Source organism: Pseudomonas frederiksbergensis, from assembly GCF_003732275.1.
Lineage (GTDB): Bacteria > Pseudomonadota > Gammaproteobacteria > Pseudomonadales > Pseudomonadaceae > Aquipseudomonas > Aquipseudomonas frederiksbergensis_H.
In genome coordinates this window covers 50,710-75,653 of the sequence record NZ_MOBM01000040.1, presented here as the reverse complement: position 1 = coordinate 75,653, position 24,944 = coordinate 50,710, and the positions used below count along the sequence as shown (strand labels likewise).

At 59.6% G+C, this 24,944-nt stretch carries 15 protein-coding genes; 13 read left to right on the top strand and 2 right to left on the bottom strand.

Annotated features, from left to right (window positions below; genetic code table 11):
• Positions 1-127: 127 nt before the first annotated feature.
• The 11 genes from BK662_RS31375 to BK662_RS31325 all read left to right on the top strand — a co-directional run bounded on the left by BK662_RS31375 (position 128) and on the right by BK662_RS31325 (position 20,307).
• Positions 128-1,033, top strand: a complete 906-nt coding sequence (locus tag BK662_RS31375) for an AMP-binding protein (RefSeq protein WP_123360805.1) — start codon at positions 128-130, stop codon at positions 1,031-1,033.
• Complete coding sequence (locus tag BK662_RS31370) at positions 1,030-1,806, top strand: ABC transporter ATP-binding protein (protein ID WP_123360804.1); 777 nt, start codon at positions 1,030-1,032, stop codon at positions 1,804-1,806. Before BK662_RS31375 ends, BK662_RS31370 begins: the two co-directional genes overlap by 4 nt.
• Positions 1,806-2,687: a branched-chain amino acid ABC transporter permease gene (locus BK662_RS31365; protein ID WP_008014134.1), complete on the top strand. Its 882-nt coding sequence runs from the start codon at positions 1,806-1,808 to the stop codon at positions 2,685-2,687. The genes BK662_RS31370 and BK662_RS31365 overlap by 1 nt, the downstream gene beginning before the upstream one ends.
• Before the next feature lie 4 nt (positions 2,688-2,691).
• Positions 2,692-3,741 carry a branched-chain amino acid ABC transporter permease gene (locus tag BK662_RS31360; RefSeq protein WP_123360803.1) on the top strand — a complete coding sequence of 350 codons (1,050 nt, stop codon included), beginning with the start codon at positions 2,692-2,694 and terminating at the stop codon, positions 3,739-3,741.
• A 25-nt stretch (positions 3,742-3,766) separates the two neighbouring features.
• A complete protein-coding gene (locus BK662_RS31355) occupies positions 3,767-5,107 on the top strand; it encodes an ABC transporter substrate-binding protein (protein ID WP_123360802.1) in 1,341 nt (446 codons plus the stop codon).
• Positions 5,108-5,110: 3 nt separating this feature from the next.
• Positions 5,111-5,878: an ABC transporter ATP-binding protein gene (locus BK662_RS31350; protein ID WP_123360801.1), complete on the top strand. Its 768-nt coding sequence runs from the start codon at positions 5,111-5,113 to the stop codon at positions 5,876-5,878.
• A 14-nt stretch (positions 5,879-5,892) separates the two neighbouring features.
• Positions 5,893-7,317: an FAD/NAD(P)-binding protein gene (locus tag BK662_RS31345; RefSeq protein ID WP_123360800.1), complete on the top strand. Its 1,425-nt coding sequence runs from the start codon at positions 5,893-5,895 to the stop codon at positions 7,315-7,317.
• Positions 7,318-8,104: 787 nt separating this feature from the next.
• Positions 8,105-9,814: a ShlB/FhaC/HecB family hemolysin secretion/activation protein gene (locus tag BK662_RS31340; protein ID WP_185047216.1), complete on the top strand. Its 1,710-nt coding sequence runs from the start codon at positions 8,105-8,107 to the stop codon at positions 9,812-9,814.
• 30 nt (positions 9,815-9,844) lie between these two features.
• Positions 9,845-18,790 (top strand): two-partner secretion domain-containing protein, encoded by an 8,946-nt coding sequence (locus BK662_RS31335; RefSeq protein ID WP_123360798.1) that lies wholly within the window; start codon positions 9,845-9,847, stop codon positions 18,788-18,790.
• 1 nt (position 18,791) lies between these two features.
• Entirely contained in the window at positions 18,792-19,274 is a 483-nt protein-coding gene (locus BK662_RS31330) for an SMI1/KNR4 family protein (protein WP_123360797.1), read from the top strand.
• 673 nt (positions 19,275-19,947) lie between these two features.
• Positions 19,948-20,307, top strand: a complete 360-nt coding sequence (locus BK662_RS31325; RefSeq protein WP_123360796.1) for a DUF6124 family protein — start codon at positions 19,948-19,950, stop codon at positions 20,305-20,307.
• A 340-nt stretch (positions 20,308-20,647) separates the two neighbouring features.
• Here BK662_RS31325 and ppnN read toward each other — a convergent pair whose 3' ends face one another.
• On the bottom strand, positions 20,648-22,021 hold the full coding sequence (gene ppnN / locus BK662_RS31315) for a nucleotide 5'-monophosphate nucleosidase PpnN (protein WP_123360795.1): 1,374 nt from the start codon (positions 22,019-22,021) through the stop codon (positions 20,648-20,650).
• 213 nt (positions 22,022-22,234) lie between these two features.
• On the opposite strand from ppnN, the gene BK662_RS31310 reads away from it, so the two are divergent.
• Both BK662_RS31310 and BK662_RS31305 read left to right on the top strand, forming a co-directional pair.
• A complete protein-coding gene (locus tag BK662_RS31310; protein ID WP_123360794.1) occupies positions 22,235-22,762 on the top strand; it encodes a DUF3087 domain-containing protein in 528 nt (175 codons plus the stop codon).
• Positions 22,763-22,913: 151 nt separating this feature from the next.
• Positions 22,914-24,488, top strand: a complete 1,575-nt coding sequence (locus tag BK662_RS31305) for a sensor domain-containing diguanylate cyclase (RefSeq protein ID WP_123360793.1) — start codon at positions 22,914-22,916, stop codon at positions 24,486-24,488.
• A gap of 15 nt (positions 24,489-24,503) precedes the next feature.
• Here the strand turns inward: BK662_RS31305 and BK662_RS31300 are convergent, their stop codons facing one another.
• A complete protein-coding gene (locus BK662_RS31300) occupies positions 24,504-24,890 on the bottom strand; it encodes a DUF2784 domain-containing protein (RefSeq protein ID WP_123360792.1) in 387 nt (128 codons plus the stop codon).
• Positions 24,891-24,944 lie beyond the last annotated feature (54 nt).

Here is a 24,944-nt window from a genome sequence, read left to right as displayed (position 1 = left end):
GGCGTCGTACACAAATACAGCGCCCGGCGAAGATCCAATGTGGGAGCAGGGTGTTTTAGAGATTGCGTTAATTCTTCAGCCCAGCGGACCACCGCACGCTTTTCGCCCATGGATAAGAGGTAAGCCAATGAGCGTGCATGAACTCAAGCGTCCGCCCATCGCGGACACCGCCGAATGGCAGGTCAAGGCGCCTGGCGCCCTGGAGCAGTTGCGGCACTGGGCGCAGGTCAGTCCGTTGCAGCCGGCCTTGCGACACAAGCGCCACGGTCAGTGGTTCGTCTGGCGCTGGATCGATGTTTTGCGCGATGTCGAGCGGTTGGCCGATGGCTTGCGTCAGCAGGGTTTTACCGAAGATTCGCGCCTGGCCTTGAGCGGTGCGTTCGAGCCAAATCTGTTGCTGCTCGCACTGGCCGCCCGGCACATCGGCGCCGAATTGCTGACGTTGCCGGATAACCTCGACTCCGAGGCGCTGCACAAGGCCCTGTGGCGCAGCCGTCCGACTCACGCGTTCGTCCAGGGGAGACAGACGCAGCAACTCTGGATCAACCAAGGCCTGACGCTGCTGGATTTCGCCGACCTGCTCGGCCCGGTGGAACCTGCACAACGCCTCAACCGCTGGAATCAAGACGCGCAACTGTGGAGCGAAGAGGGCTCCCAGTGGCAGCACGGCCTGACGGTATTGCTGGAGCAATGGCTCAACAGCGGCCAATCCCTGGCCTTCCCGGAAAGCCCCGGCAGCGCCAGCCGCGACCGTCGTGAAGTCGCACCGTCCGGGCTGCTGCTGTCCGCCGAACGCCTGCAACTATTGGCCGCAGAAATCGAAAGCCGCCTCGCCCCCCACGGCACCTGGCGTCGACGCCTCTGCGACTGGGCCATCGCCCATCCCGAAAAAGGCCTGCAACGCTTGATCAAGAACCGCGTTCGCCGCCTGTTGGGCTTCCACAACCTGCATTTTATCTGGCAAGCCACCCGCATTTCCGATGCTCAACCCGAGCCGACCTGGCTCGCTGAATTCAAACGGGACATCGCATGAGCTCGACTGATTCCATTCTGCAAGTCAGCGGTATTTCCCTGTCCTTCAAAGGTGTGAAGGCGATCAATGAACTGTCGTTCGATGTGCGCCGGGGCGAGATCTGCGCGCTGATCGGCCCCAACGGCGCGGGCAAGAGTTCGCTGCTCAACGTGCTGAACGGCGTGTACCGCTTCGATGCCGGTGCGATTGTGTTCGAGCAACAGCCGTTCAAGCGTATCGACCCGCTGAGCGCATCACGCCGGGGTATCGGTCGCACATTCCAGAACAACGCGTTGTTCAAGAAAATGAGCGTGATCGACAACATCCTCACCGGCCTGTCACGGCACCTGCGCAGCAGTTTCATTGAGCAGGCGCTGAACCTGCCAAGAGCCCGGCGTGAGGCTGAAGACTTCCGTCGGCAGGCCCAGGGCATTCTCGAATTCCTCGAACTGCAAGCCCATCGCGATGTGCCGGTGGGCAAGCTGTCCTACGGCCTGCAAAAACGTGTGGAGCTTGGCCGTGCCTTGATCGCGGGCCCCAGCCTGTTGCTGCTCGATGAGCCGATGGCCGGGATGAACGCCGAAGAGAAGCGGGAAATGGCCCGCTTCATCGCCGACATCAACCGCGACCTCGGCACCACGGTGGTATTGATCGAGCACGACATGAGCGTGGTCATGGGCCTGTCCGACCATGTGGTAGTGCTCGATTACGGGCGCAAGGTCGGGGACGGCACGCCGGCAGAGGTGCAGGCCAATCCCGACGTCATCGCGGCGTATCTGGGAGTGGTGCACTGATGACGTTCTTCTTCGAAACCCTGCTCGGCGGCTTGCTCGCCGGGACCATGTACTCGCTGGTCGCGATCGGCTTCGTGCTGATCTACAAGGCCAGCGGCGTGTTCAATTTCGCCCAGGGCGCGATGCTGCTGTTCGCCGCGCTGACCTTTGTCAGCCTGCACGATCAAGGCGTGCCGTTCGCCTTGGCGCTATTGCTGACCGTTGTGGTGATGATCGTCGGCGCGTTGCTGATCGAGCGGCTGGTGTTGCGGCCACTGGTCAATCGCTCGCAAATCACCCTGTTCATGGCCACCCTCGGGTTGTCGTTCATCATCGAAGGTCTGGCTCAGGGCTTGATGGGTTCGCAAGTGCGAGCGCTGGATCTGGGCATCGATGACGTGCCGCTGTTTATCGGCGGGATGATGGTCAGCCAGTTCGACCTGATTGCCGCAGCGGCCGCCATCGTGCTGGTGACGGTGCTGGCGCTGCTGTTCAACAAAACCCGCATTGGTGTGTCCCTGCGCGCAGTGGCGGATGACACCACCGCCGCGCTGTCGATCGGCATCAACCTCAACCGCATCTGGCAGATCGTCTGGGCGGTGGCCGGCATCGTCGGGCTGGTGGCGGGATTGTTGTGGGGCGCCCGCCAAGGCGTACAGTTCTCGCTGTCGCTGGTGGTGCTCAAAGCCTTGCCGGTGTTGATCATCGGCGGCTTCACCTCGATTGGCGGGGCGATTGTCGGCGGGTTGATCGTCGGTGCGGCGGAGAACCTCGCCGAGGTGTACATCGGCCCGCTGATCGGCGGTGGCATTACCCCGTGGTTCGCTTACGTCCTGGCTTTGGCCTTCCTGTACATCCGTCCCGCCGGCCTGTTCGGCGAGCGCGCCATCGAGCGAGTCTGAACCCATGTCGATTTCCCTTACCCGCGAAACCGCGCCGGCGGTGTTGATCCAGCGCCGTGTGCCGATTGGTTTGATTGCGCTGTTGTTGATCGCCTTCGTGGTCGTGCCGCTGACCGGCAACGACTATTGGCTGAACGCGATTCTGATTCCGTTCCTGGTGCTGTCCCTGGCCGGGCTTGGCCTCAACTTGCTCACTGGTTACACCGGTCAGACCTCGGTCGGCGCGGCCGGCTTCATGGCGGTCGGCGCCTTTGCCACCTACGGTTTTCTACTGCGTTTGCCAGAGCTGGGCTTGCCGGTGGCGCTGCTCGGCGGCGGGGTGATCAGCGCGGTGGTGGGGTTTGTCTTTGGCCTGCCGAGTTCGCGGATCAAGGGCTTTTACCTGATGGTCACCACCCTGGCCGCGCAGTTTTTCCTGGAGTGGCTGTTCGTCAAATTCCCCTGGTTCTACAACTACGGTTCGTCCGGAACCATTTCCGCGCCGAAACTGGCCTTGTTTGACCATGACCTCAACACTCCATTGGGCCGCTATCTGCTGACCCTGACCACGGTGCTGCTGTTGACCTGGGTCGCGGTGAACCTGGTGAAAAGCCAGATCGGCCGCAACTGGATGGCGATCCGTGACATGGACACCGCCGCCGCAGTCATCGGCATTCCGGTGGTGCGCTACAAGCACTTGGCGTTCGCCGTCAGCTCGTTTTACCTCGGCATCGCCGGGGCGCTGTGGGCCTTTGCTTATTTGGGCACGGCCAGCGCCAGCAGCTTCGATATCAACCGGTCATTCCAGATCCTGTTCATCATCATTATCGGTGGCATGGGCAGCATCGCCGGCAACTTCGTCGGCGCGGCGTTTATCAGCTTGCTGCCGATCCTGCTCAGCCATGCCGGGCAAGCCTTGTTCGGTGGTTCGGTGGACGCCGGCCAGTTGCAGAACCTGCAAAAAATCATCTTCGGCGTGCTGATCATCCTGTTTCTGATCAAGGAACCGGAAGGCCTGATTCGCCTCTTGAGCAATCTTCGTGAACGGCTGGGTCACTGGCCGCTGCGCTTCTGAATCCCCAACCTGGTAGAGAGACAACATGCGTGCATCCTTGAAACGTTCATTGGCCGGCGTCGCTCTGACGCTGGCGATTTTCGGCAGCGCGGTGCCGATGGTTCAGGCCTCGCCGGACCAGCAGTTCTTCCCGTTGGCCACTTACCGGGTCGGCGCTTACGCCTCCAGCGGTGTGCAAGTGTGGGCCGGCATGCTCGATTACCTGAACTACATCAACGATGTGGAAGGCGGGATCAACGGCGTCAAATTGGTCTGGCAGGAATGCGAAACCGAGTGGACGGCGGAGAAGGGCATCGAGTGCTATGAGCGCTTCAAGAAAGGCCTGGATGGTGCCCCGGTGGCGATCTATTCACCCAATGGTGCACCCGCGGCGTATGCGCTGAGCGAGCGGGCGGAAGTCGACAAGATCCCGCTGATCACCCTCGGCTACGGTCGCACCGAAGCCACCGATGGCACGGTGTTCCCTTACAATTTTCCGGTGATGCTGACCTTCTACAGCGAGGCCTCGAGCTTGATCAACTACATCGCTCAGCGCGAGGGCGGGTTCGACAAACTCAAGGGCAAGAAAATCGCCACGGTTTATCACGACTCGGCTTACGGTCGGGAAACCCTCGGTCCGTTGAAATTGCTGGCTGAAAAATACGGCTTCGAAAACATCCAGATCCCGGTGGCCGATCCGGGCAACGAGCAATCGGCGCAATGGCGGCAAGTGCGCCAGGCCAACCCGGACTGGGTGTTCCTGCGCACCTGGGGCGTGTCGACGCCGGTGGCGGTCAAGACGGCGGCGCGTTTCGGCTTCCCGGTTGACCATATCGTCGGCGACATCTGGGCCAGTTCCAGCGAAGACGTATTGCCCGCGGGCGCCGCCGCCAAAGGGTATTTGGCGCTGACGCCATACCCGGCCGGCAGCGAATTCGAGATCCACAAACGCCTCAAGCAAGCCATCCTCGACAAAGGCAAAAGCGACCTCAAGGACCTGAAGAATTTCGGCAGCGTCTATTACAACTCCGGGCTGGTGAACGCGGCAGTGATGGTGGAAGCGATCCGTACCGCCCAAGGCAAGTTCGGCAAGCGGCCGCTTAATGGCGAAGAGGGTCGTTGGGGCCTGGAGCACCTGAACATCGACGACGCGCGGCTCAAGGACATGGGCTACTTCGGCCTGATGCAGAACCTCAAGCTGTCGTGCAAGGATCATGAGGGTGGCGGTTCGGCGCGGGTGCAACAGTGGGACGGCGCCAACTGGACGCTGATCAGCGACTGGATCCCCGCCGACCGCGCGTTGCTGCGGCCATTGATCGATGAAAAATCCGCCGCGTTCGCCAAGGAAAAAGGCCTGACACCACGCACCTGCACCGGGGATGAATAACGTATGAGCCAAGCCGCCAGCGACATTGCCACCAATGACCTGTTGCAAGTCAAAGACATCGAGGTGATCTACGACGGGGCGATCCTCGCCGTGGCCGGGGTGTCGCTGACGGTGCCCAAGGGCGGCATCGTCGCGTTGCTCGGGGCCAACGGTGCGGGCAAAAGCACCACGCTCAAGGCGATTTCCGGGTTGGTGCGGGCCGAGCGCGCGGAAGTCAGTCGAGGGACGATCGAGTTTCTCGGGCGCGATACCGCAGAGGTTAATCCGAGCGTTCGCGTGCGCCAGGGCATGGTGCATGTGCTGGAGGGCCGGCACGTGTTCCCACAACTGACGGTGGAGGACAACCTGCGCAGCGGCGGCTTCGTTCGCGGTCTGAGCCGCAAGGACCTGGCGGCGGATCTGGAGCGCATCTACGCCTGGTTTCCACGCCTGAAAACCAAGCGCAAGACCCGGGCCGGGCTGACCTCCGGTGGCGAGCAGCAGATGGTCGCCATCGGCCGGGCGTTGATGACACGTCCTACTTTGGTATTGCTCGATGAACCTTCCATGGGTTTGGCGCCTATTATCGTCCAGGAAATTTTCGAAATCGTGGCGCAACTCAATCGAGACGAGCAGGTGAGCTTCCTGATTGCCGAGCAAAATATTAACGTGGCACTCAAGTACGCCTCAAAGGCCTACGTCCTCGACACTGGTCGCGTGGTGCTGTCCGGCACCGCCGATGAGTTACTGGCACGGGGCGATCTGCACGACTTCTATCTAGGTAAACATTGATTAGTGAGCACGCCATGACTGACACCCCAAGCGGACAGGCGACCGACGCCAGCCGCCACGCGGACATCCTGATCATCGGCGGCGGCCTCAGCGGCGCGATGCTGGCGGCGCAGTTGCTGCGCTTGCCGGGCAAGCGTCAGGTGCTGGTGATCGAACCTCGCGCCGAACTTGGTCGGGGCGAAGCGTACAGCGCGGTGGAGTTGGGCCATACGCTCAACGGCAACGCGGCGCGGATGAGCGTCGATCCTGACAACGCTGATGATTTGACCCAATGGCTGACCGAGTACATTGCGGCGGGTGGTTGGCCGGAGTCGGATCAGCAGCATGTGCCGGTCAGTGAGCTGTTTCCGCCGCGCGGGCTGTTTGGCGTTTATGTGCAGCAGCGTTTGGCCGAGGCGCAGGCGGTGGGCGCGCGGTACGGCTCGACGGTGGAGCATGTGCGCGCGGAAGTAGTCGATGTGCAGACCGATATCGATTCGGTGCGCCTGACCTTGAACGATGGCCAACGTTTGCAGGGCGCCTATGCGGTGCTAGCCACTGGCATGTTCCCCGCCGCGCGCACGCCGCAAACCGAATCCAGCGGCTTGAACGCAGCGGCGCTCGATCCATGGGATGTGACCGCCATGCGTCAGCTCGATCCGCAGTCGACGGTGCTGATCATCGGCTCGGGCCTGACCATGGTCGATGCCGTGGTGTCGCTGGAACAGGCCGGGCATCGCGGGCCGATCGAAGTGTTTTCCCGGCATGGGCTATTGCCTCATGTGCGTCGGCAGCCGCCGGTTTGGGTGGATTTTCTCGCCGAGGATCACAGCGTTCGCACACCGCGTCAGCTGATGCGCGAACTGCGTCGGCACTGTCGGGACGCCATCGCGCAAGGCATCGATTGGCAAGCGCCACTCGACACGGTGCGGGCGCACATCGGGCGGTTGTGGAGTCAGGCGACGGATGTGCAACGTCGGCAGTTTGTGCGGCATGTGCGGCCATGGTGGGAAAGCCATCACCATCGCTCGCCGCCATTGAGCGCCGAGTTGGTGGCGCGGCTGCATGGGGAAGGGCGGTTGCGGATTCAGGCGGCGTCGTTCAAAGGGCTTGAGCCTTCGTTGAGCGGGGTGAGTATCCGCATTCGACGGCGTGGCGAGGCGCAAACCTGCGTCGTCAGCGGCGCGGCGCTGATCAATTCCAGTGGCATCGAATACGACTGGCGGCGGGTGGCGCGGCCATTACCGCAGCAGCTATTGGCGCGCGGGCTGGTGCGGCCGGGGCCATTGGCGTTGGGGATTGCGGCGGCGGATGACGGCGCAGTGCTAAGCGCCGATGGGCAGGCCGCCAGCCGTTTGTTCGCCATGGGCCCTCCGTTGCGCGGGATGTGGTGGGAAAGCACGGCGGTGACCGACGTGGCGAGCCAGGCCAAGTTTCTTGCGGCGCGATTGGCGGGTTGACCAAAAGTTGGAGGGTGTTTTTTCGGGCCTCTTCGCGAGCAAGCCCGCTCCCACAGGGGATTTGCTGTGAATCCATTTTTTGCGAACGCCGCAGATCAAATGTGGGAGCGAGCCTGCTCGCGATAGGGCCAGCCCGTCCACCACAAAACCCGAAGTGAGCGGGAAAAGGGGACGAATTAATTTACCCAGTGGTTTGACCGAAAGTTGGACGGTGTTTTTTTGGGCCTCATCGCGGGCAGGCCCGCTCCCACAGTGATCGGTGTCGTTCACAAATCCTTGGTCACAGCAAATACCTGTGGGAGCGGGCTTGCTCGCGAAGAGGCCAGTGCAGCCACTACACGCTCAGACCACTAAACAAACACTGTTTAACGACACTTCCAGATACTCACTCAGGCTACTCGGCCTTGCACCGCTGCCTACGACTGCGCCCTCGACACTAGCTCAACCCGCCAACCCTCCACAGACATCAAGCGCAAACCCAGCACCATTTCCCACGTCGACCCAGAAACCCTGCTGACGGCAACCCAACGGGGGGTGGGCAAGCCACTCGCCGCAGTATCAAGCCCGCCGCGTGGTTCGGTTGGTCTGACACAGTTGATATTAATTTTCTTGTCGGCTGAATTTTTCAAAATGTGTGCGGTCTGTTTACCGTCCATGATGGCTGGCGTCATTTAGCCAGTATTTCTGACATCAATTTCAGGGCGTCTACGACCCTTCCCCTGCGGGCATTGATTTGCGCCCTCAGCACTACTCTATGACATGGAGCGTTATGTTTATCTCCCCACGGATGTGGCCGGTGCTGTGCGCGCTATTGCTTAACCTGAGTATGCAGAGCAGCGCCTATGGCGCCAGCCTGCCAACGCCGGGTGACCAGGACCTGATCCGCGATCGCCAGAACCGTCTGATCGAAGAACAACAGCGTCGACTGGAAGAACTCAAGGAACTGCCGGGCAAGCCAACATTGCCCGCAACACCGACCGCCCCGGTGGATACACGTTGCTTTCCTATCAAAGACATCGAACTCAAGGGCGCCGACAGCCTGTCCGCTGCCGACCGCGAGCGTTTGCTCAAGCCCTATCTCGGTCAATGCCTGGGCGTCTCGCAACTCAACGAGTTGCTCAAGGTCATCACCGACCATTACATCGACAAGGGCATGATCACCAGCCGCGCTTACTTGCCGCAGCAAGACCTCTCCAGCGGCCACTTAAGTGTGTATGTCGTCGAGGGCAAACTCGAGGGTTTGAAGGGCGCTGACGACAGCCATATCTCCGATCGGGAACTGTCCATGACCTTTCCCGGTAAAACGGGCGAATTGCTCAATCTTCGTGAAATAGAACAACTGGTGGATCAGTTGAACCGCTTGCCCTCCAACCAGGCGCAAATGGAACTGACCCCTGGCGTTCAGGTCGGCGGCAGCAGCGTGCTGGTCAAGAACACCCCACAGAAGCCTTGGCGTGCCAGCCTGTCGCGTAACAACGACGGGCAGAAAAGCACCGGTGAACAGCAGTGGGGCGCAGGCTTTGAGTGGGACAGCCCACTGGGGCTGGCCGACCAGCTGATGTTGCGCGGCGGCCATGACGCGTTGAGCGATCACCAGAAAACCTCGAAAAACGCCATGCTCTATTACAACGTGCCTTGGGGCTGGTGGAACTTCAGTTATACCTACAGCCAGAGCGAATACCGCTCCCAGGCCCAAGGCAATGGTTTCAACTTCAGCCAGAGCGGCGACAGCGAGAGTCATCAATTGCGCGCCGAGCGCCTCGTCCATCGCGATGCGGTGAGCAAAACCTCGATCAATGCCGGCTTCGCCCACCTGCGCACTAACAACTACATCGAAGATAGCCGCCTGGATAACAGCAGCCAGCGTATTACCGAAGCCCAGCTGGGTATCAACCATGGCCGGCGTATCGGCCATTCGTTCGTCAACCTGGACCTGGGCATGCAGCAGGGCATCGGCGCGCTGGACGCACAAGGCAACGACCAGCGTCGTGACGATGCCGGCAACCTTACCGCCAACGCTCGCTATCGAAAGTACACCGCCACGGCCAGTTACCTGTTGCCGTTCAACTGGCTGGGCGAGTCCTTCACGTTCAGCAGCCTTGCCACGGGCCAGCGCAGTGAAGACGTGCTGTTCAGTCCGCAACGCATCAGCCTGGGTGGCAGCTCATCGGTGCGTGGCTATAAAGACCAGTTTTTATCCGGGGACAGCGGCGGCTACTGGCGCAACGAACTGCGCTGGACCCGCCCGGTGACGGCCGATTGGCTGCGCCCGGTACTGAGCGAGTACGGCACCAGTGTCGGCTATGACCAAGGCGTGATCAGCAATGACCGATACAACAGCGAAGTGCATGGCCGAATGTCCAGCAACTCTCTGGAGTTCTTTGCCCGTGGCCAGTACGTCGCCACTCGCGTGACATTCGCCCACTCGCTGGAACGCCCCTCCGTGCTCACCGAGCGCGAGGCGCCGATCTATTTCCAGGTCGACCTGTTTCTTTAATTCATTTGTTATTGCGTCGAGATTCTGAATATGGACGTTCACCAGTTTGCCTTTCTGTCCCGCCAGCCTTCGGCTGCCGTGGCCCCTCGCACGCACTTCCTGGGCATGCCCAAACGCTTGCTGGCATTGCTGCTGGCGAACGTCATGTTCTGGCAGCCGATCTGGGCCCAGGCCGAGGGCATCGCCGTCAGCGGCAACACGCAGACCGGCATAGGGCAGGCTGGCAACGGCGTACCGGTGATCAATATTGCCGCGCCCAACGGCGCCGGGCTTTCGCACAACCAGTTCAAGGATTACAACGTCGGTCGCCAGGGCGTGATCCTCAACAACGCGACGAACGCGGTGCAGAACACCCAACTGGGCGGCCACATCCTGGGCAACAGTCAGCTCGGTGGACGGGCAGCCGGCACCATCCTCAACGAAGTCAACGGCGGTAGCCCCAGCCAGCTCAACGGCTACACCGAAGTGGCAGGCCAGTCAGCGCGGGTCATCATTGCCAACCCTTACGGCGTGAGCTGTAACGGTTGCGGTTTCATCAACACGCCGCGCGTGACCCTCAGCACCGGCAAGCCTGTACTCGACGGCTCCGGCAAGCTTGATCATTTCGAGGTTGATGGCGGCAGCATCACCATCGATGGCATGGGGCTTGATGCAGCCAACATTGATCAATTCGACCTGATTACCCGTTCGGCGAAGATCAACGCCAACATCCATGCCCGGCAGTTGAATGTCATCACCGGTGCCAACAATGTCAACGCCGACAGCCTGGCTACCACGCCTCGCGCGGCCAGTGATGCCGACAAGCCGCAACTGGCAATCGATGCGGCGGCACTGGGCGGGATGTATGCCAACACCATCAAACTGGTGGGCACCGAGCAGGGTGTCGGGGTCAAGCTGGCGGGCAACATGGCCGCCAGTGCCGGCGATATTCAAATCGATGCCGGCGGCCATCTGAGCATGGCGCAGGCATCGGCCCAAGGTGCCTTGCGGGTCAACGCGCAGAGTGTCGAGATGACCGGCAAGGCTTACGCCGGCAGCGTCGATGTGCGCACGCCCGGCGAGCTGGTCAACCGGCAGAGCCTGGCTGCCCGCAATCGCATTGACATCAATGCCGGCAAACTCAGTAACTCGGGCGTGATTGCCGCTGGCATCGAAGCCGACAACAGCCGCAACACCACGGGCGACCTGAGCATTACCAGCCCCACCGTGACCAACAGCGGCAGCCTCGAAGCCAGTCGCTCGTTGAGCATCCGTGCTGGCACAACCCTGACCAATCAAGGCGTGGTTCAGGGCGCGGCGGTCGATCTGACCAGCGCCCGGGTAACCAACCAGGGGGCTGCCGCGCGAATCGTCGGTGAGCGGTCGCTGGTGATCACTACACCGGCTGTCGTCAACCTGGCAGGGGTAATCCGCTTTGGCGCGGGGCAGGCGGCCTCCTTGCAACTCGACAGCCTGGACAACCGCGAAGGCTTGATCCAGGTGCTGGGTGGCAGCCTGACAATCACCGCCCGCCAGCTGGATAACCGTGGCGGGCAAATCGACGCCAATGACCTTATCGTCGATACCGCCACGCTGGATAATCGCGCCGGCCTGCTTTCTGCCAGCGTAGGTAATGCACGGGTGAACACCCGCAGCAGGTTCGACAACACTTCGGGCACTCTCCAGGCGCAAAACCAGCTTTCAGTCACGAGCCAGGAAGTCATCAACCAGGGCGGCAGACTGCTGGCGGTCAAAGGTGATCTCAACCTGAAAGCCTCGAGCCTCGATAACCAGCGCGGCAGCATGCTGGGGGCCAAGGTCAACATTCGTGCGCCAGGAGGGCAGGTCGATAACCGCGGCGGGAAAATCGTCGGCGAACGCATTGATCTGAACGCCTCGGGGCTCGACAACAGCAACGCGGGGCTGTTGGCGGCAGGCGCCCAGGGCATGAGCCTGATCTTCGATCCGGCGGCCATCAAGGCGCAGCTGCTCAATAACAAGGGGCGCATTCAGAGCGACGGCGGCCTTTTGCTGCAAGGTGGCTGGCTGGACAACAGCGCGGGCACAGTGCTCGGTAAAACCATCCAGGTCGATGCTCAACGCCTGATCAACAACGGCAAGGGCGCACTGGTCAGCAATGGCGGCGACGTTGTCCTGAATGTCAGCAACGTGTTGAGCAACCTGACCGGTGTGATCGATGCGGGTATCAGGACGGTCACCGTCACCGGCGCGAGCCTGATCGATAACCAGGGCGGCACGATTCGCGGCCGGCAACTGGACCTTCAGGCGACCACTTTGCTCAACGGTCAGAAGGGGCAACTGGTCGCAGGGACCGGTGGGTTGACCTACAGCGGGAACCGACTGGACAACAGCGGCGGCGTTATTCTCGCCGACGGTGGGCTTGCCAGCCTGAAGCTCGGCAAGGGCAGTATCGGCAACCTTGGCGGCACGATCCAAGGCCACACCGTCGAGGTGACCGCCGGCAATCTCGATAACAGCAGCGACGGCACCAAGGCCGGCATGATCGCCAGCCTGGCGGGCGAACTGAAGCTGACCGTCGATTCACTGACCAGCCGCGCCGGCAAACTCTTCGCCAAGACCGCGCTGGTGTTCAAAGGCTCCACGCTGGACAACAGCGGTGGACAGCTCAGTAGCAACACCGTTGACCTGACGGCCGGCCAACTGACCAACCAGGGTGGCCTGATCGAATCCAACACCTGGCTTGCACTCCGGGGTGGCGCGCTGGACAACAGCGCTTCGGGGCGGATCCGCGCGCTGGGCAACAACACCAGTACGCTTCGAGCCTCGCCAGACGACATCAGCACCGTCGATTTCAGCGGCGCCGTCAATAACCGCAACGGCACCATCGAGGTCGGTAACTCGTCGTTCAGTTTCAAATCCAGCTCGCTGGATAACCGCACCGGGACCCTCGAACACGCCAACACCGGGTTATTTACCCTGCGCCTCGATAGCCTCACCGGTGCCGGTGGTGATATCACCGGCCTGGGCAGCGGCGACTGGAACTTTGGCGCGGTGGATGGGCTGGGGCATGCACAGCTCAACGAGGCCCTGACTTACACCAACGATTCGCTGACGCTACAGTCTGGCGATCGCCTGGCCAGCAGCACCGCACTGGTGCTCAACCTTGGCAGCCTGAGCAACGGCGGCGAGCTGCTCAGCGATGGCGATCTCACGCTGAACCTTACGGGTGATCTGTACAACAGCGGTCGGTTATCCGCACAGAAAATGCTGACTATCACCGCCCATGACGTCCGCCAGAACGGCGGACGCATGGGGGCCGGCACCGACACACGCCTCAACCTGAGCGGTACGCTGGATAACCTCGGTTACCTGACTGCCCGCCAGAACCTGCGCATCGACGCGGCGCAAATCGACAACCACGGCACACTGGGTGCCCAAGGCAAAGTCGACCTCACCGCCACCGGCGGCATCACCAACGGTGCCGATACATTGCTGTTCAGCGGCGGCGACATGACCCTGCGCGCCGGTAGCCTGCTCAACTGGTATGGCGACCTCTACAGCGCCGGCAATCTAAGCTTCACCGGCATCGACGGCGGCGCCGCGCAAAGCTTCAGAAACTTCTCCGGGACCGTCGAAAGCCAAGGCAACATCAACCTTCGCGCCGTCTCGCTGGAAAATGCCAAAGCCGAATTCGAGCTGGGCCAACAACGGGTGAGCGGCACCTTGAGCTGGGTGTGCGGCCAACACTGTGGCGGTCATGACTCCTTCAAGCGCGGCAAGATCACCATCGGCCAAACGTTCATCGAGCGTGCCATCAAGGACTCTGCTTCGGCGCGCCTGGTTGCAGGCAAAGACCTCAACATCCAGGCCTCAAGCGTGCAGAACCGCTACAGCTTGCTGGCTGCCAACAACAGTCTGACCATCATTGCCGATGACCTGCTCAACCAGGGCGCGTCCACTCGCACCGGGCAGAACACCATCGTGATCGGTACACCGAGGCGCATTTCCACCGGTTACTGGGACCAGATGGAGTTCACCGACGTCCCGGCCTTCAACGCGGCCGTTGCCGCCGGCAACTACGACGACGCTCGCTTCGAGCTGCTGAAATCGCGCTCCAGCGACAGCCGCTTCCAGGAGCAAAGCAACGTCACCGTCTGGACCGACAACCCTGAGCCGACCTACGCCGCCACGATTCAGGCCGGCGCCACCGTCAACCTCAACGTCACGCGTACCGTGCAAAACGGAACGCTGCACCAGAACACGCTCGAACAACTGACCGGTACGCTGGGCGACGACCAGACCGGCGTCAAGGTTGGCGAGGTCAATATCAACCTCAACCCGCAGGCGACCAGTGCCGCCGCCGTGACGCCTGCCGTTGTGCAACCCATCGAGCGTATCGCGGCGGATGGCAGCGTACAGACCATCTTCAAACCGGTGGATTACAGCGGGCTACCGTTCACCTCTGTGGACCCGACGGCCGGGCCGAATTTCCAAACGCCCAAGGGCGATTACGGGTTGTTCATCAAGAACCCCGACCCGACCAGCCGCTACCTGATCGAGACCAACCGGAACCTCACGAACCTGTCGCAGTTCTTTGGTTCGGACTACCTGCTCAAGCAGTTGAACGTCAACGCCGACGCCACTTGGCGTCGACTCGGCGATGGCCTGTACGAGCAGCGCCTGATTCGCGATGCAGTGCTGGCGAAAACCGGCCAGCGTTTTCTCGCCAGCGGTTTGACCAGCGATTACGACCAATACCGCTACCTGATGGACAACGCCCTCGCCAGCAAAGATGCACTGCGCCTGAGCCTTGGCGTCTCGTTGACGGGCGAGCAGGTCAGCGCGCTGACCCATGACATTGTCTGGATGGAAAACCGCATCGTCGACGGGCAAAAAGTCCTCGTGCCGGTGTTGTACCTGGCCCAGGCAGATAACCGTAACGTACGCGGCAGTAGCCTGATCCAGGGTAGGGACTTGAACCTGTTCACCGGCGGCGATCTGGTCAACGTCGGCACGCTGCGCGCCAGCAACAACCTCAACATCCAAAGCGCCGGCAGCGTCTACCAGGGCGGGCTGGTCGAGGCCGGTAACGACCTGCAAATACTGGCGCAAGACAGCATTCGCAATGCCATGGCCGGCGAGATCCGCGCCAGCCAGGTCAGCCTTGTCGCGCTCAAGGGCGACATCATCAACGATCGCACCGCGATCCAGGTTCGTGACGGCGCCGGCATGCGCACCCTGACCGATGCGGGCGCCAGCATCAGCGCCCGGGAAAACCTGGCCGTTGCGGCCGGCCGCGACCTGACCAACCACGGGGCCTTGAGCAGTGGTGGCAACGCGACCCTGACGGCGGGCCGGGACATCAATCTGGCGGCCAAAACCGACACCAGCGTGAAACACGAATTCAGCGACGGCGGCCACAAGTCGAGCATCACCACCGACGTGAAGAACCTCGCTGCGACCGTTACCGTCGGCGGCAACCTCAACATGAAAGCCGGGCAAGACGTCAACGTCATCGGCAGCACCGCCACCGCCGGCAAAGACCTGAACGTTCAGGCCGCGCGCGACCTGAACATCGTGTCGGTCAGCGATATACACAACGTTGAGGGCAAGGAAAAGCACGGCAAGAAGCGCATCAAGACTTCGGATGATCAGACGACGCAAGTGGCGAGTGTGCTGACGGCGGGCGGGAACTTCACCAGCCAGGCTGGGCGCGACACGACGATTGTGGCGAGCAAGATCAGTGCGGGGAATGAGGCATATCTGTACAGCGGGGATAGGTTGAACCTGCTGGCCGCGCAGAACAGCACCTACACCCTCTACGACATGAAAGAAAAAGGCGGCTGGGGCGCCAAGAAAACCCAGCGTGATGAAGTCACCCGCGTCACAAACGTAGGGACAGAAATCAAGACCGGTGGCGACCTGACATTGGCCAGTGGTGGCGATCAGCTGTATCAGCGGGCCAAGCTCAATAGTGGTAACGACCTGACGATTGCCAGCGGCGGCGCGGTGACGTTTGAGGCGGTCAAGGACCTGCATCAGGAGAGCCACGAGAAGAGCAAGGGCGACCTGGCATGGACCAGCGCGAAGGGCAAGGGCAATACCGACGAAACACTGCGCCAGAGTGAGTTGATGGCACAGGGGCAATTGGCGATCAAGGCCGTAGATGGCTTGAAGATTGATATCAGGCAGATCAATCAGAACACGGTTAGCCAGACCATTGATGTGATGGTGAAGGCTGATCCGCAATTGGCTTGGTTGAAGGAGGCTGAGAAGCGTGGGGATGTGGATTGGCGGCATGTGAAGGAGTTGCATGATTCCTTCAAATACAGCCATTCCAGCCTTGGTCAGGGGGCGATGCTTGCGATCATCATCGTCGTAACGGTGTTGACGGCAGGTGCCGCCAGTACGTTTGCGGCAGCAGCCGGTAGTGCTGCAGGCGCCGGCTCGACGATGGCGGCGGCAACGGCAGCCACAGCTGCAACGACGACCAGTGCGGCTGTCGCAGGTACGGCAGCAGGTCTGGGAAATATCATTGCCACCGCGTCGTTGACCTCCCTTGCCAGTACGGGCGTGGTCAGCACGATAAACAACAAGGGCAACCTGGGAACCGCATTCAAGGAAACCTTCAGCAGCGACAGCATGAAACAAGCGCTGATCGCGGGCGCCTCAGCAGGATTTGTGAATTACGCCAGTGGCAACTGGTTTGGCGCACAGAGCGACCCTGTCACTAACAAAGTGAGTGGTCCCAGCGTAGTACCTCATTGGAACGACCCGGCGGCTCTTGGTCGGTTCGGTACGATCCAATTGGCGGGCGGAGCGGTGCGCGGAACGCTTTCCGAAGCCCTTGGGCAAGGCAGCTTCAAGGACGCAATGAAGGGCAGCGTCTTCGATGTGCTTCAGGCAACTGCTTTCACAGGTGTTGGTGATTTTGGCGATGCCTTCAAACTTCAAGACAGCGGCCTAAGTAAAACCGCCCTGCATGCTGTCGTGGGTGGGTTGCTTTCAGAAGCAATGGGTGGCGACTTTAAAACGGGGGCGATCGCCGCGGGCGCTAATGAGGCGCTTATCGCGACCTTGGATAAAACACCGTTACTCAGTGGCGATGATCCCGCAGAGCACGACCGGTTGGTAAACGCTGCGTCCAAGCTGGTGGGGTTGCTGGCGGCAGCAAGCGTTGATGGCGACGTTTCTCTAGGCTCGGAAATCGCCGGGAATGCGCAGTCTTACAACCGCAAATTGCACGTTCAAGAAGAGAAAAGACTTGCTCTTGAGGCCAAGAATTTAGATGCCTCAACTGGCAAAAGCCAATCTGGCTTCGAATGGAACGCTCTACTGACATTCGTAGCAGGTGGTGAGGTCGATAAGCAGACCAACAATGAACTACAGGGAATTCTGTCCGGCTATAGCCCGAATAACCCAGAGGGTCAGCACTTGGCTGACGACCTGCGTGTTGCCCGAGGAGTGGTCACTCAACTGCAGAACGAGAAGGTGCTTTTGACGTGGGCGGATGGGAGCCCCATCGTCGCGAACGGCGACAAGGTCGTTGCGTTCACGTCTACGGACAGGCAGTACAACGACTCGCGTCTCTTCAATCCTTCGAGCAACTCCACCTACAACAACGCCCCAGGTGGTATGGGTGTAGTACCGGACCAGTGGGCTGAGCAATACGGGGATTCCATTGCTATCAGGAAGCTTCCTGAAATTGGTGCGCTCAGTGCCGATGCTAGGACCCAAGCAGAGCAAATGGACCGGTTACGTGTTCTGGCGAGTGGCGGAGTCAATTCCAATATTGATCTCAAGCTACTTGTTGAGCTTATGCCCATAGGCGGGGTGGGCAAGGGAACGCTTCTGAGCGCAATCAAGGACTTGGCAGCGCGAGATGTATTGGCGGTCAAAGGTGCGGAGGCTATTGCCGGGAAGGGGCTTGAGTCTGTAGCAGGGAAAGGCGTAGCTGCCGCTGCCGGGAAAAGCACTGAACAGTTCGTTACCCAAGCCGAGGCAAAGTTGGCGGGCTACAGCCCATGCTGCTTTGCTGCAGGAACCATGGTCGCCACCCCTGAGGGTGAGCGAGCAATTGATGCGCTCAAGGTGGGCGATATCGTTTGGACCAAGCCTGAGCAGGGAGGTGAACCATTCGCCGCTAAGGTCTCCGCCACTCATATTCGAACGGATCAGCCGATTTATCAGCTGAAACTGGAAAAGAATGGCGTCACTGGCGTGGGTACAACTGAGACCTTGCAAGTGACACCGGGCCACCCATTTTATGTACCGGCGCGGAAGGGCTTTGTGCCGCTGATAGAGCTCAAACCGGGTGATCAGTTGCAGTCGTTGGGGGATGGTGCGACTCAGGATGCTTCGATCAATGTTTTATCTGTTGAATTGCTGCAGCCTCAAGGTACGACGTATAACCTGACTGTTGATATAGGGCACACATTCTATGTCGGAAAGCTGAGTACATGGGTACATAACATCGGGCCTTGCTATAGCTGTAACGGCGGGACTTGCTCGATTCAAGGTAATCTCGGTGATGTCCCTTATGACTCTAGGAATATTAGAGAGGAGCTGGGTGAAAAATATGGTGCCGAAAACGTGGTGTCTACTACTGTACCCCCCGCTGGGATGCCAAATGTGAAGCTGGCTGGGTTGCATAAGGACATTGCGCTGCCAGATGGTTCGAAAACACGAGTCGTTTTTGACAATAAAGGCTTTCCGATATTTGATGATGTTGCAAAATTCGATACGCATATCAATATCGGAGATTTTCGGGCTGCAAGTTACGATGGGCAGTTGAGAATGGCGACTCGTGATTTGCGAACGCAAATAGACAGTGGTGCCATTCCAAGCTCGCTATTCTCAGATGTCCAACTAAAAGCTATACGCAGTGGTCAGGATAAGATTCCTGGACTCACTTGGCATCATCATCAGGATACCGGTAGGATGCAATTAGTTCCCGAAGCTGTCCATAACGGTGCTCGGCATGTCGGGTGGGAATCGATGAGTAAGGGGAAATAACATGTTCTCGGGTGTAAGTTTTGATTCGTATTATGGTCATGGAAATTCTGCAGAAATACGGGATTTTGAGGCGCTGACGGGTAAGATTTTACCTGCCGAGTACAAAAAAATTGCTTTAGAGTTCAATGGCGCTTTTGTTGTGAATAAACCCGCCTTCAAGTTTTATAATCGACTCCTAGGGCAAGAGGTTACATGCAGTCCAGGCATGTTTTTACCTTTTGGTAAGATTGACGGGTCATTCGAAACCATGGAGATAAAATATCAATATCCACCAGAGGATTTTGTACAGGATTTAATAATTTTCTCAGTTTTAGGAAATGGGGATGCGCTGTGTTTTGACTACCGTAAAAATTTACTATCCGATAGTCCTCCCGTCGTAATGTGGCATCACGAAGCCACGCCTGGTGGCGATCTGGAGTTATCTGATGTTGCGCCATCTTTTTCAGATTTTTTAAAAAGTTTGTCAGAGCGCCCACCCGAGTAACTGAAAACAGACAGCATTCGCAACGCTATGGCCGGCGAGATTCGCGCCGGCCGGGTAAGCCTGGTCGTAGGGTGGGGGGGCAGACCGCGATTCATTTTTGATGGATAAGCAAAAACGTCGTCTGTCCCTACTGCTATTTTCCGTCTATCCGGTGGTTTGACCGAAAGTTGGAGGGTGTTTTTTCGGGCCTCTTCGCGAGCAAGCCCGCACACACTGGATCTCGGGCGTACACAAATAATGTGTTCACCGAAAATCCCCTGTGGTGCGGGCTTGCTCGCGATGAGGCCGGTACAGCCACCACAAGACTCACAGTCAGACCAATAAACAGGCGATGTTTAATAGACATCTCCAGATACTCACTCAGGCTACACATTCTTGCGCCGCTGCCTACGACTGCGCCAGAATCCGCCGGCTTGTGCGCCTTAGGGGCGGGCTCTATCGTTTGCCGGTCGCTGACAAACCAGCGATCGGGTTTGGTAGCCCGGTTTTCTGGCGCATAGCGCAACCTAATACAGGGACCTTTTTCGTCCTCTGTTTTTATGGTGGCTATGCGTAGGGCGCCCTTGGGCGCGCCGGGTTGCCAGATGACCGGTCTACCAACCTGCGTATGGCCGCCACCCTTCGTTTGGTAGCGAGGGTGATGGCTCCACTTTTACTATCTGGAGTTCCATCTATGTTCAAGATCACACCCAACCCGCCGGAAACCGATCCGACGTCCCCCTACGAATCCCTCGATTCCAAAAAACTCCACGAAGCCGCCGACCGCGCCCTCGATCACTACCTCAAACCGCCCATCCCCAAAGACACCAAGCGCAAACCCAGCACCATTTACCATGTGGGTGCGAAGGTCGATAACGAAACCCTGCTGGTCAACGCCTGCGAATCCCTGGCGTCAGCGAGCATGATGCTCAGTGAGTTCGCCGGCTTGATGGACATGCCACATCGCAACGTGATGTTGGGGATTCAACAGGTGGTCATGCTTGGGGAATTGGCGGTGAATCGGGTACTGGATAACCTCGATCCACCTGCCTGATACTGGATCTGAAGTGACTGGGCATCTGTGGCGAGGGAGCTTGCTCCCGCTCGGCTGCGCAGCAGTCGTAAAGCCGATGAATGCGGTGAGCCTGAAAAGATGCGGTTGCAGGTTTTGGGGTCGCTTCGCAACCCAGCGGGAGCAAGCTCCCTCGCCACAATGAGGTCCACTGACACAGTCCCCAAAAACAAGAAACCCCGCATCACGCGGGGTTTCTTGTCAAAGAGGGAGAGCGAGCCTGCTCGCGATGAGGTCATCACATTCAACATCACTGTTGTCTGTCAGTCCGTCATCGCGAGCAGGCTCGCTCCCACAAGGGCTATAGCTCACATCAATATTGTTACGCCACCACCTGATAACACGGCACATACTCCGCGCCGCCCGGCAGTTTCATCCGGTGCTGGGCGACGAAGGCTTTGAGCAGTTTGTCCAGCGGCTGCATGACGGCGGCATCGCCACGGATCTGGTACGGCCCGTGTTCTTCGATCAGGCGAATGCCCTTGTCCTTGACGTTGCCGGCGACGATGCCGGAGAACGCGCGGCGCAGGTTGGCGGCCAGTTCGTGGGACGGCAGGTTGCGGCTCAGTTGCAGGTTGGCCATGTTGGCGTGGGTCGGGTCGAACGGGCGCTGGAAGCCTTCGTCGATCTTCAGCAGCCAGTTGAAATGGAACGCGTCGTTGCGTTCGCGACGGAATTGTTTGACCTCTTTCAGGCCCTGAGTCATCTGCCGCGCCACTTCAACCGGGTCGTCGATGATGATCTCGTAGTGTTGCTGCGCGGCTTCACCGAGGGTGGCACCGACGAAGGCGTGCAACTGCTCCAGATATGGCGCGGCGCTTTTCGGCCCGGTGAGGACCACGGGGAAGGGCAGGCTTTCATTGTCCGGGTGCATCAGGATGCCGAGCAGGTACAAGAACTCTTCGGCCGTGCCCGCGCCACCCGGGAAAATGATGATGCCGTGGCCGACCCGTACGAAGGCTTCCAGGCGTTTCTCGATGTCCGGCAGGATCACCAGTTCGTTGACGATCGGGTTCGGCGCTTCGGCGGCGATGATCCCGGGTTCAGTCAAACCGAGGTAGCGGCCGCCGTGGATGCGCTGCTTGGCGTGGGCGATGGTCGCGCCTTTCATCGGGCCTTTCATTACGCCCGGACCGCAGCCGGTGCAGATGTCCAGGCTGCGCAGGCCGAGTTCGTGGCCGACTTTCTTTGTGTATTTGTATTCTTCGGTGTTGATCGAGTGACCGCCCCAGCACACCACGATTTTCGGTTCGACGCCGGGGCGCAGGGTGCGGGCGTTTCGCAGCAGGTGGAAGACGTAGTCGCTGATGCCCTGGGAGGTGCTCAGGTCGATGCTCAAGGCGTCGAGTTCGTTTTCGGTGTAGACGATGTCGCGCAGGGCGCTGAAGAGCATTTCCCGGGTGCTGGCGATCATTTCGCCGTCGACGAAGGCGTCGGCCGGGGCGTTCAGCAGTTCCAGGCGTACGCCGCGGTCTTGCTGGTGAATGCGGATTTCGAAGTCTTTGTAGGCTTCCAGAATGGTCTTGGCGTTATCGACGTGAGCGCCGGTATTGAGGATGGCCAGGGCGCACTGGCGGAAAAGGGTGTAGGTGAGGCCGGTTCCGGCTTCGCTCAGTTGCTGTACTTCACGTTGGGACAGTGTTTCCAGGCTGCCTTTAGGGCTGACCGAGGCGTTGATTACATGTCGTTGGGTCATTCAATGATCCTTAAAACGATGTCACCCGCCGGCAGGCGCATGGCATCCGAATAGTGTGTATCCATGGAGAAGATGGCACGAACTGCGCTGTATCGCCATGTTCCCCGTTTGACGATGGAAAGATGAAAAGGAGCCCCAGCATAGCTAAATCCTTCGGGGAGGCGATAATGCCCTGCGCTCTTTTTGCTCACAGACCCAAGGAAGCCTGCCGCGATGTTCGAAATCCAGCCGATGAATGCTGAAACCTATCGACGCCAGACGCGGCGCAGCACGGTGATCATCGCCCTGATGTTCCTGGCGCTGGCGATGGTGCTGTCCACGGCGGCGGTGGCGCTGTTCGGTGAGCCCGGTGGCGACAATCTGCGTTTCAACGTTGGCGGCGTGTTCGCCGCGTTGTTGCTGACGGTGACGCTGATACGCGGCACGTTCTGGACCCAGGCGTGGATGGCGCCAGCGGTGTACGGTTGGCAGCTCAAGCGCAGCCTGATGAGCATCACCAACGTCATGCACCAGGTGACGGCGGCGGTGGAGAAAGGTGATCCGAGCGCCATGAAGCTGCTGCGTTTTTATCATCTGGGACTGAGCCAGATGCATCAGCTCGATGGCAACTCCAGCGACCATAGCCAGTTGACCCGTGAGATGGACCAGCACAAGGTACGGATGCAAGCGCTGGGCATTGAAACCGAACAGACTCAATTGAATCCTGCCTGGCTTGAGTCAATAAAGCAGGCGCCGCTGTAACAGGCACGGATGATTTCCATGAGCGTTTTCGTGCAAATCACCTATCGTATTCGTTGATGAGTCATAGTGGTGTGAGCGCCAGGCACGGCTGGCCGGCGTTAAAAGGGCGAACAGGAAAATTCGCCATGTCATAAGGGATTCAGGGAGCGTCATGGGGCATCCGTTCGTCAAAGATCGCACTGAAAGCACCCGGCTCGCCACGCCTTCGGTACCCGAGCAGCTTGAATCAACGCTCAAGGTTCGATACGCGGTTTTTCTGCTCGCGGTGTGCCTGTCCTTGATGGCCATTGTGATCGTGGAAGGCTGGAACTCGCGCCAGTATCATTTACGCGACAGCGAAGTGGCGATGTCCAACATGGCGCAAACCCTGGCCTCGCAGGCTCAGGCCTCGATCAAGCAGGCCGATACGCTGCTGTTTGCTCTGGTGGATCGCCTCGAAAACGACGGCATGGAACCGGAGAAATTTCCCAGACTGCAACGTTTGCTCCACGCCCAGCGCAGTGAACTGACGCAGATCCATGGGCTGTTCGTTTACGACGAAGAAGGCCGTTGGCTCGCCAACTCCAATAACGCCGTGCTGCCCAATGCCAATAACGCCGACCGTGAATATTTCATCTACCACCGTGATCATCCCGACCGGGGGCCACATATCGGTCCGTCGATAAAAAGCCGCTCGACCGGCGAGTGGATCATGACCGTGTCGCGCAGGATCAATCACGCCGATGGCCGGTTTGCCGGCGTGGCGCTGGCGACGATCTATCTCAACCATTTCCTGGACCTGTACAACGGCATCGACATGGGCAGGAATGGTGTGATCAACCTGATCGCCGACGATGCCACCATCGTTGTTCGCCGCCCGTTCAACGACGCTGAGATGGGCGCCAGCGTTGCCAATGGGCCGCTGTTTACCCAACTGTTGCCCAAGGGCGATTCCGGTACGGCCGTGGTCAAGTCCTACATGGACGGGGTGGAGCGAGTTGTGGGGTTTCGGCGGGTCGAGGGCTATCCGCTTGTCGTCTTTACCGCGCTCGACAAGGATGAAGTCCTGGCCGGCTGGCGGCAGGAGTCAATGCTGAGCGCAGGCGTCGTCGTATTGCTGCTGGGGTTCCTGGGCGTTCTCGGTTATCGCCTGATTCGTCTCATGAGGCAGCAGAACAATATTCAGAGCGAATTGCTGGGGGCTCAGGAAAAACTCATCGAGGTTAATCGCAGCCTTGAGTTGCTGGCCCTGGAGGATGCACTGACCGGGCTTTCCAACCGGCGTCAGTTCGATTTGTTCATCCTGGCGGAAATGGGCCGTGCCAGGCGTACCCACACCAGCCTGGCGTTGCTGATGATCGATGTCGATCATTTCAAGAGTTTCAATGATCACTACGGTCATCTGGCGGGCGATGAGTGTTTGCGCAAGATCAGCACCATCATCACTGACAACATCCAGCGCCCCGGCGATCTTGCTGCCCGCTTCGGTGGTGAGGAGTTTACGGTGGTACTGCCTGGCACCGATTATGTGGGGGCGTTTCTGGTAGCGGAAAAGATTCGCCGCGCGGTTCAGCAGGCCGGCATCAAGCACAGCGACAGTCCTGAAGGCACCGTCACCGTCAGTCTGGGGGTCTGCGCCTACAACCAGATGTCACAGGCCCAGCCCGAAGACTTGATCGGCGCAGCAGACAAGGCGCTGTATGTGGCCAAGGCCAGTGGCCGGAACATGAGCGTCATTGCCAACTGAACTCAGGCCGACCGGTTACTGCCCTGAACGAGTCGGGTGCCGCAACCTCCATAAGCGGATCAGCCGCAGGTAGATCAGCACGTTGATCGCCAACACCACGCTGCCCAGCCCCAGCTGAATCGTGGGTGTCAGCCCGGCCGGGTAAATAATCGGCCACACATAATGTTCAATAAAACCGCCGCCATAACCGGTTTGCCCGGCCGCATGGCGCATGAGGTTTTCCCAATCGGTCAGTGGGCACGTCAGGTGGAAAACTTCCACAATCACACCCCATGCGGCGGCGGGCAGGTGCCACCAGGCCAGGTGGTGCCATTTGAGCACCAGCAGCCCGCCGAACAGCACGAACAGAATGAACAGCAAGTGAGACAGCACCAGCCCGTCGGCGGCGATTCGGTACAGCATGTCGATTCCCTGACGCGTTATGTGAATCGCTCCATGGTACTCGGGCTGGGCGCG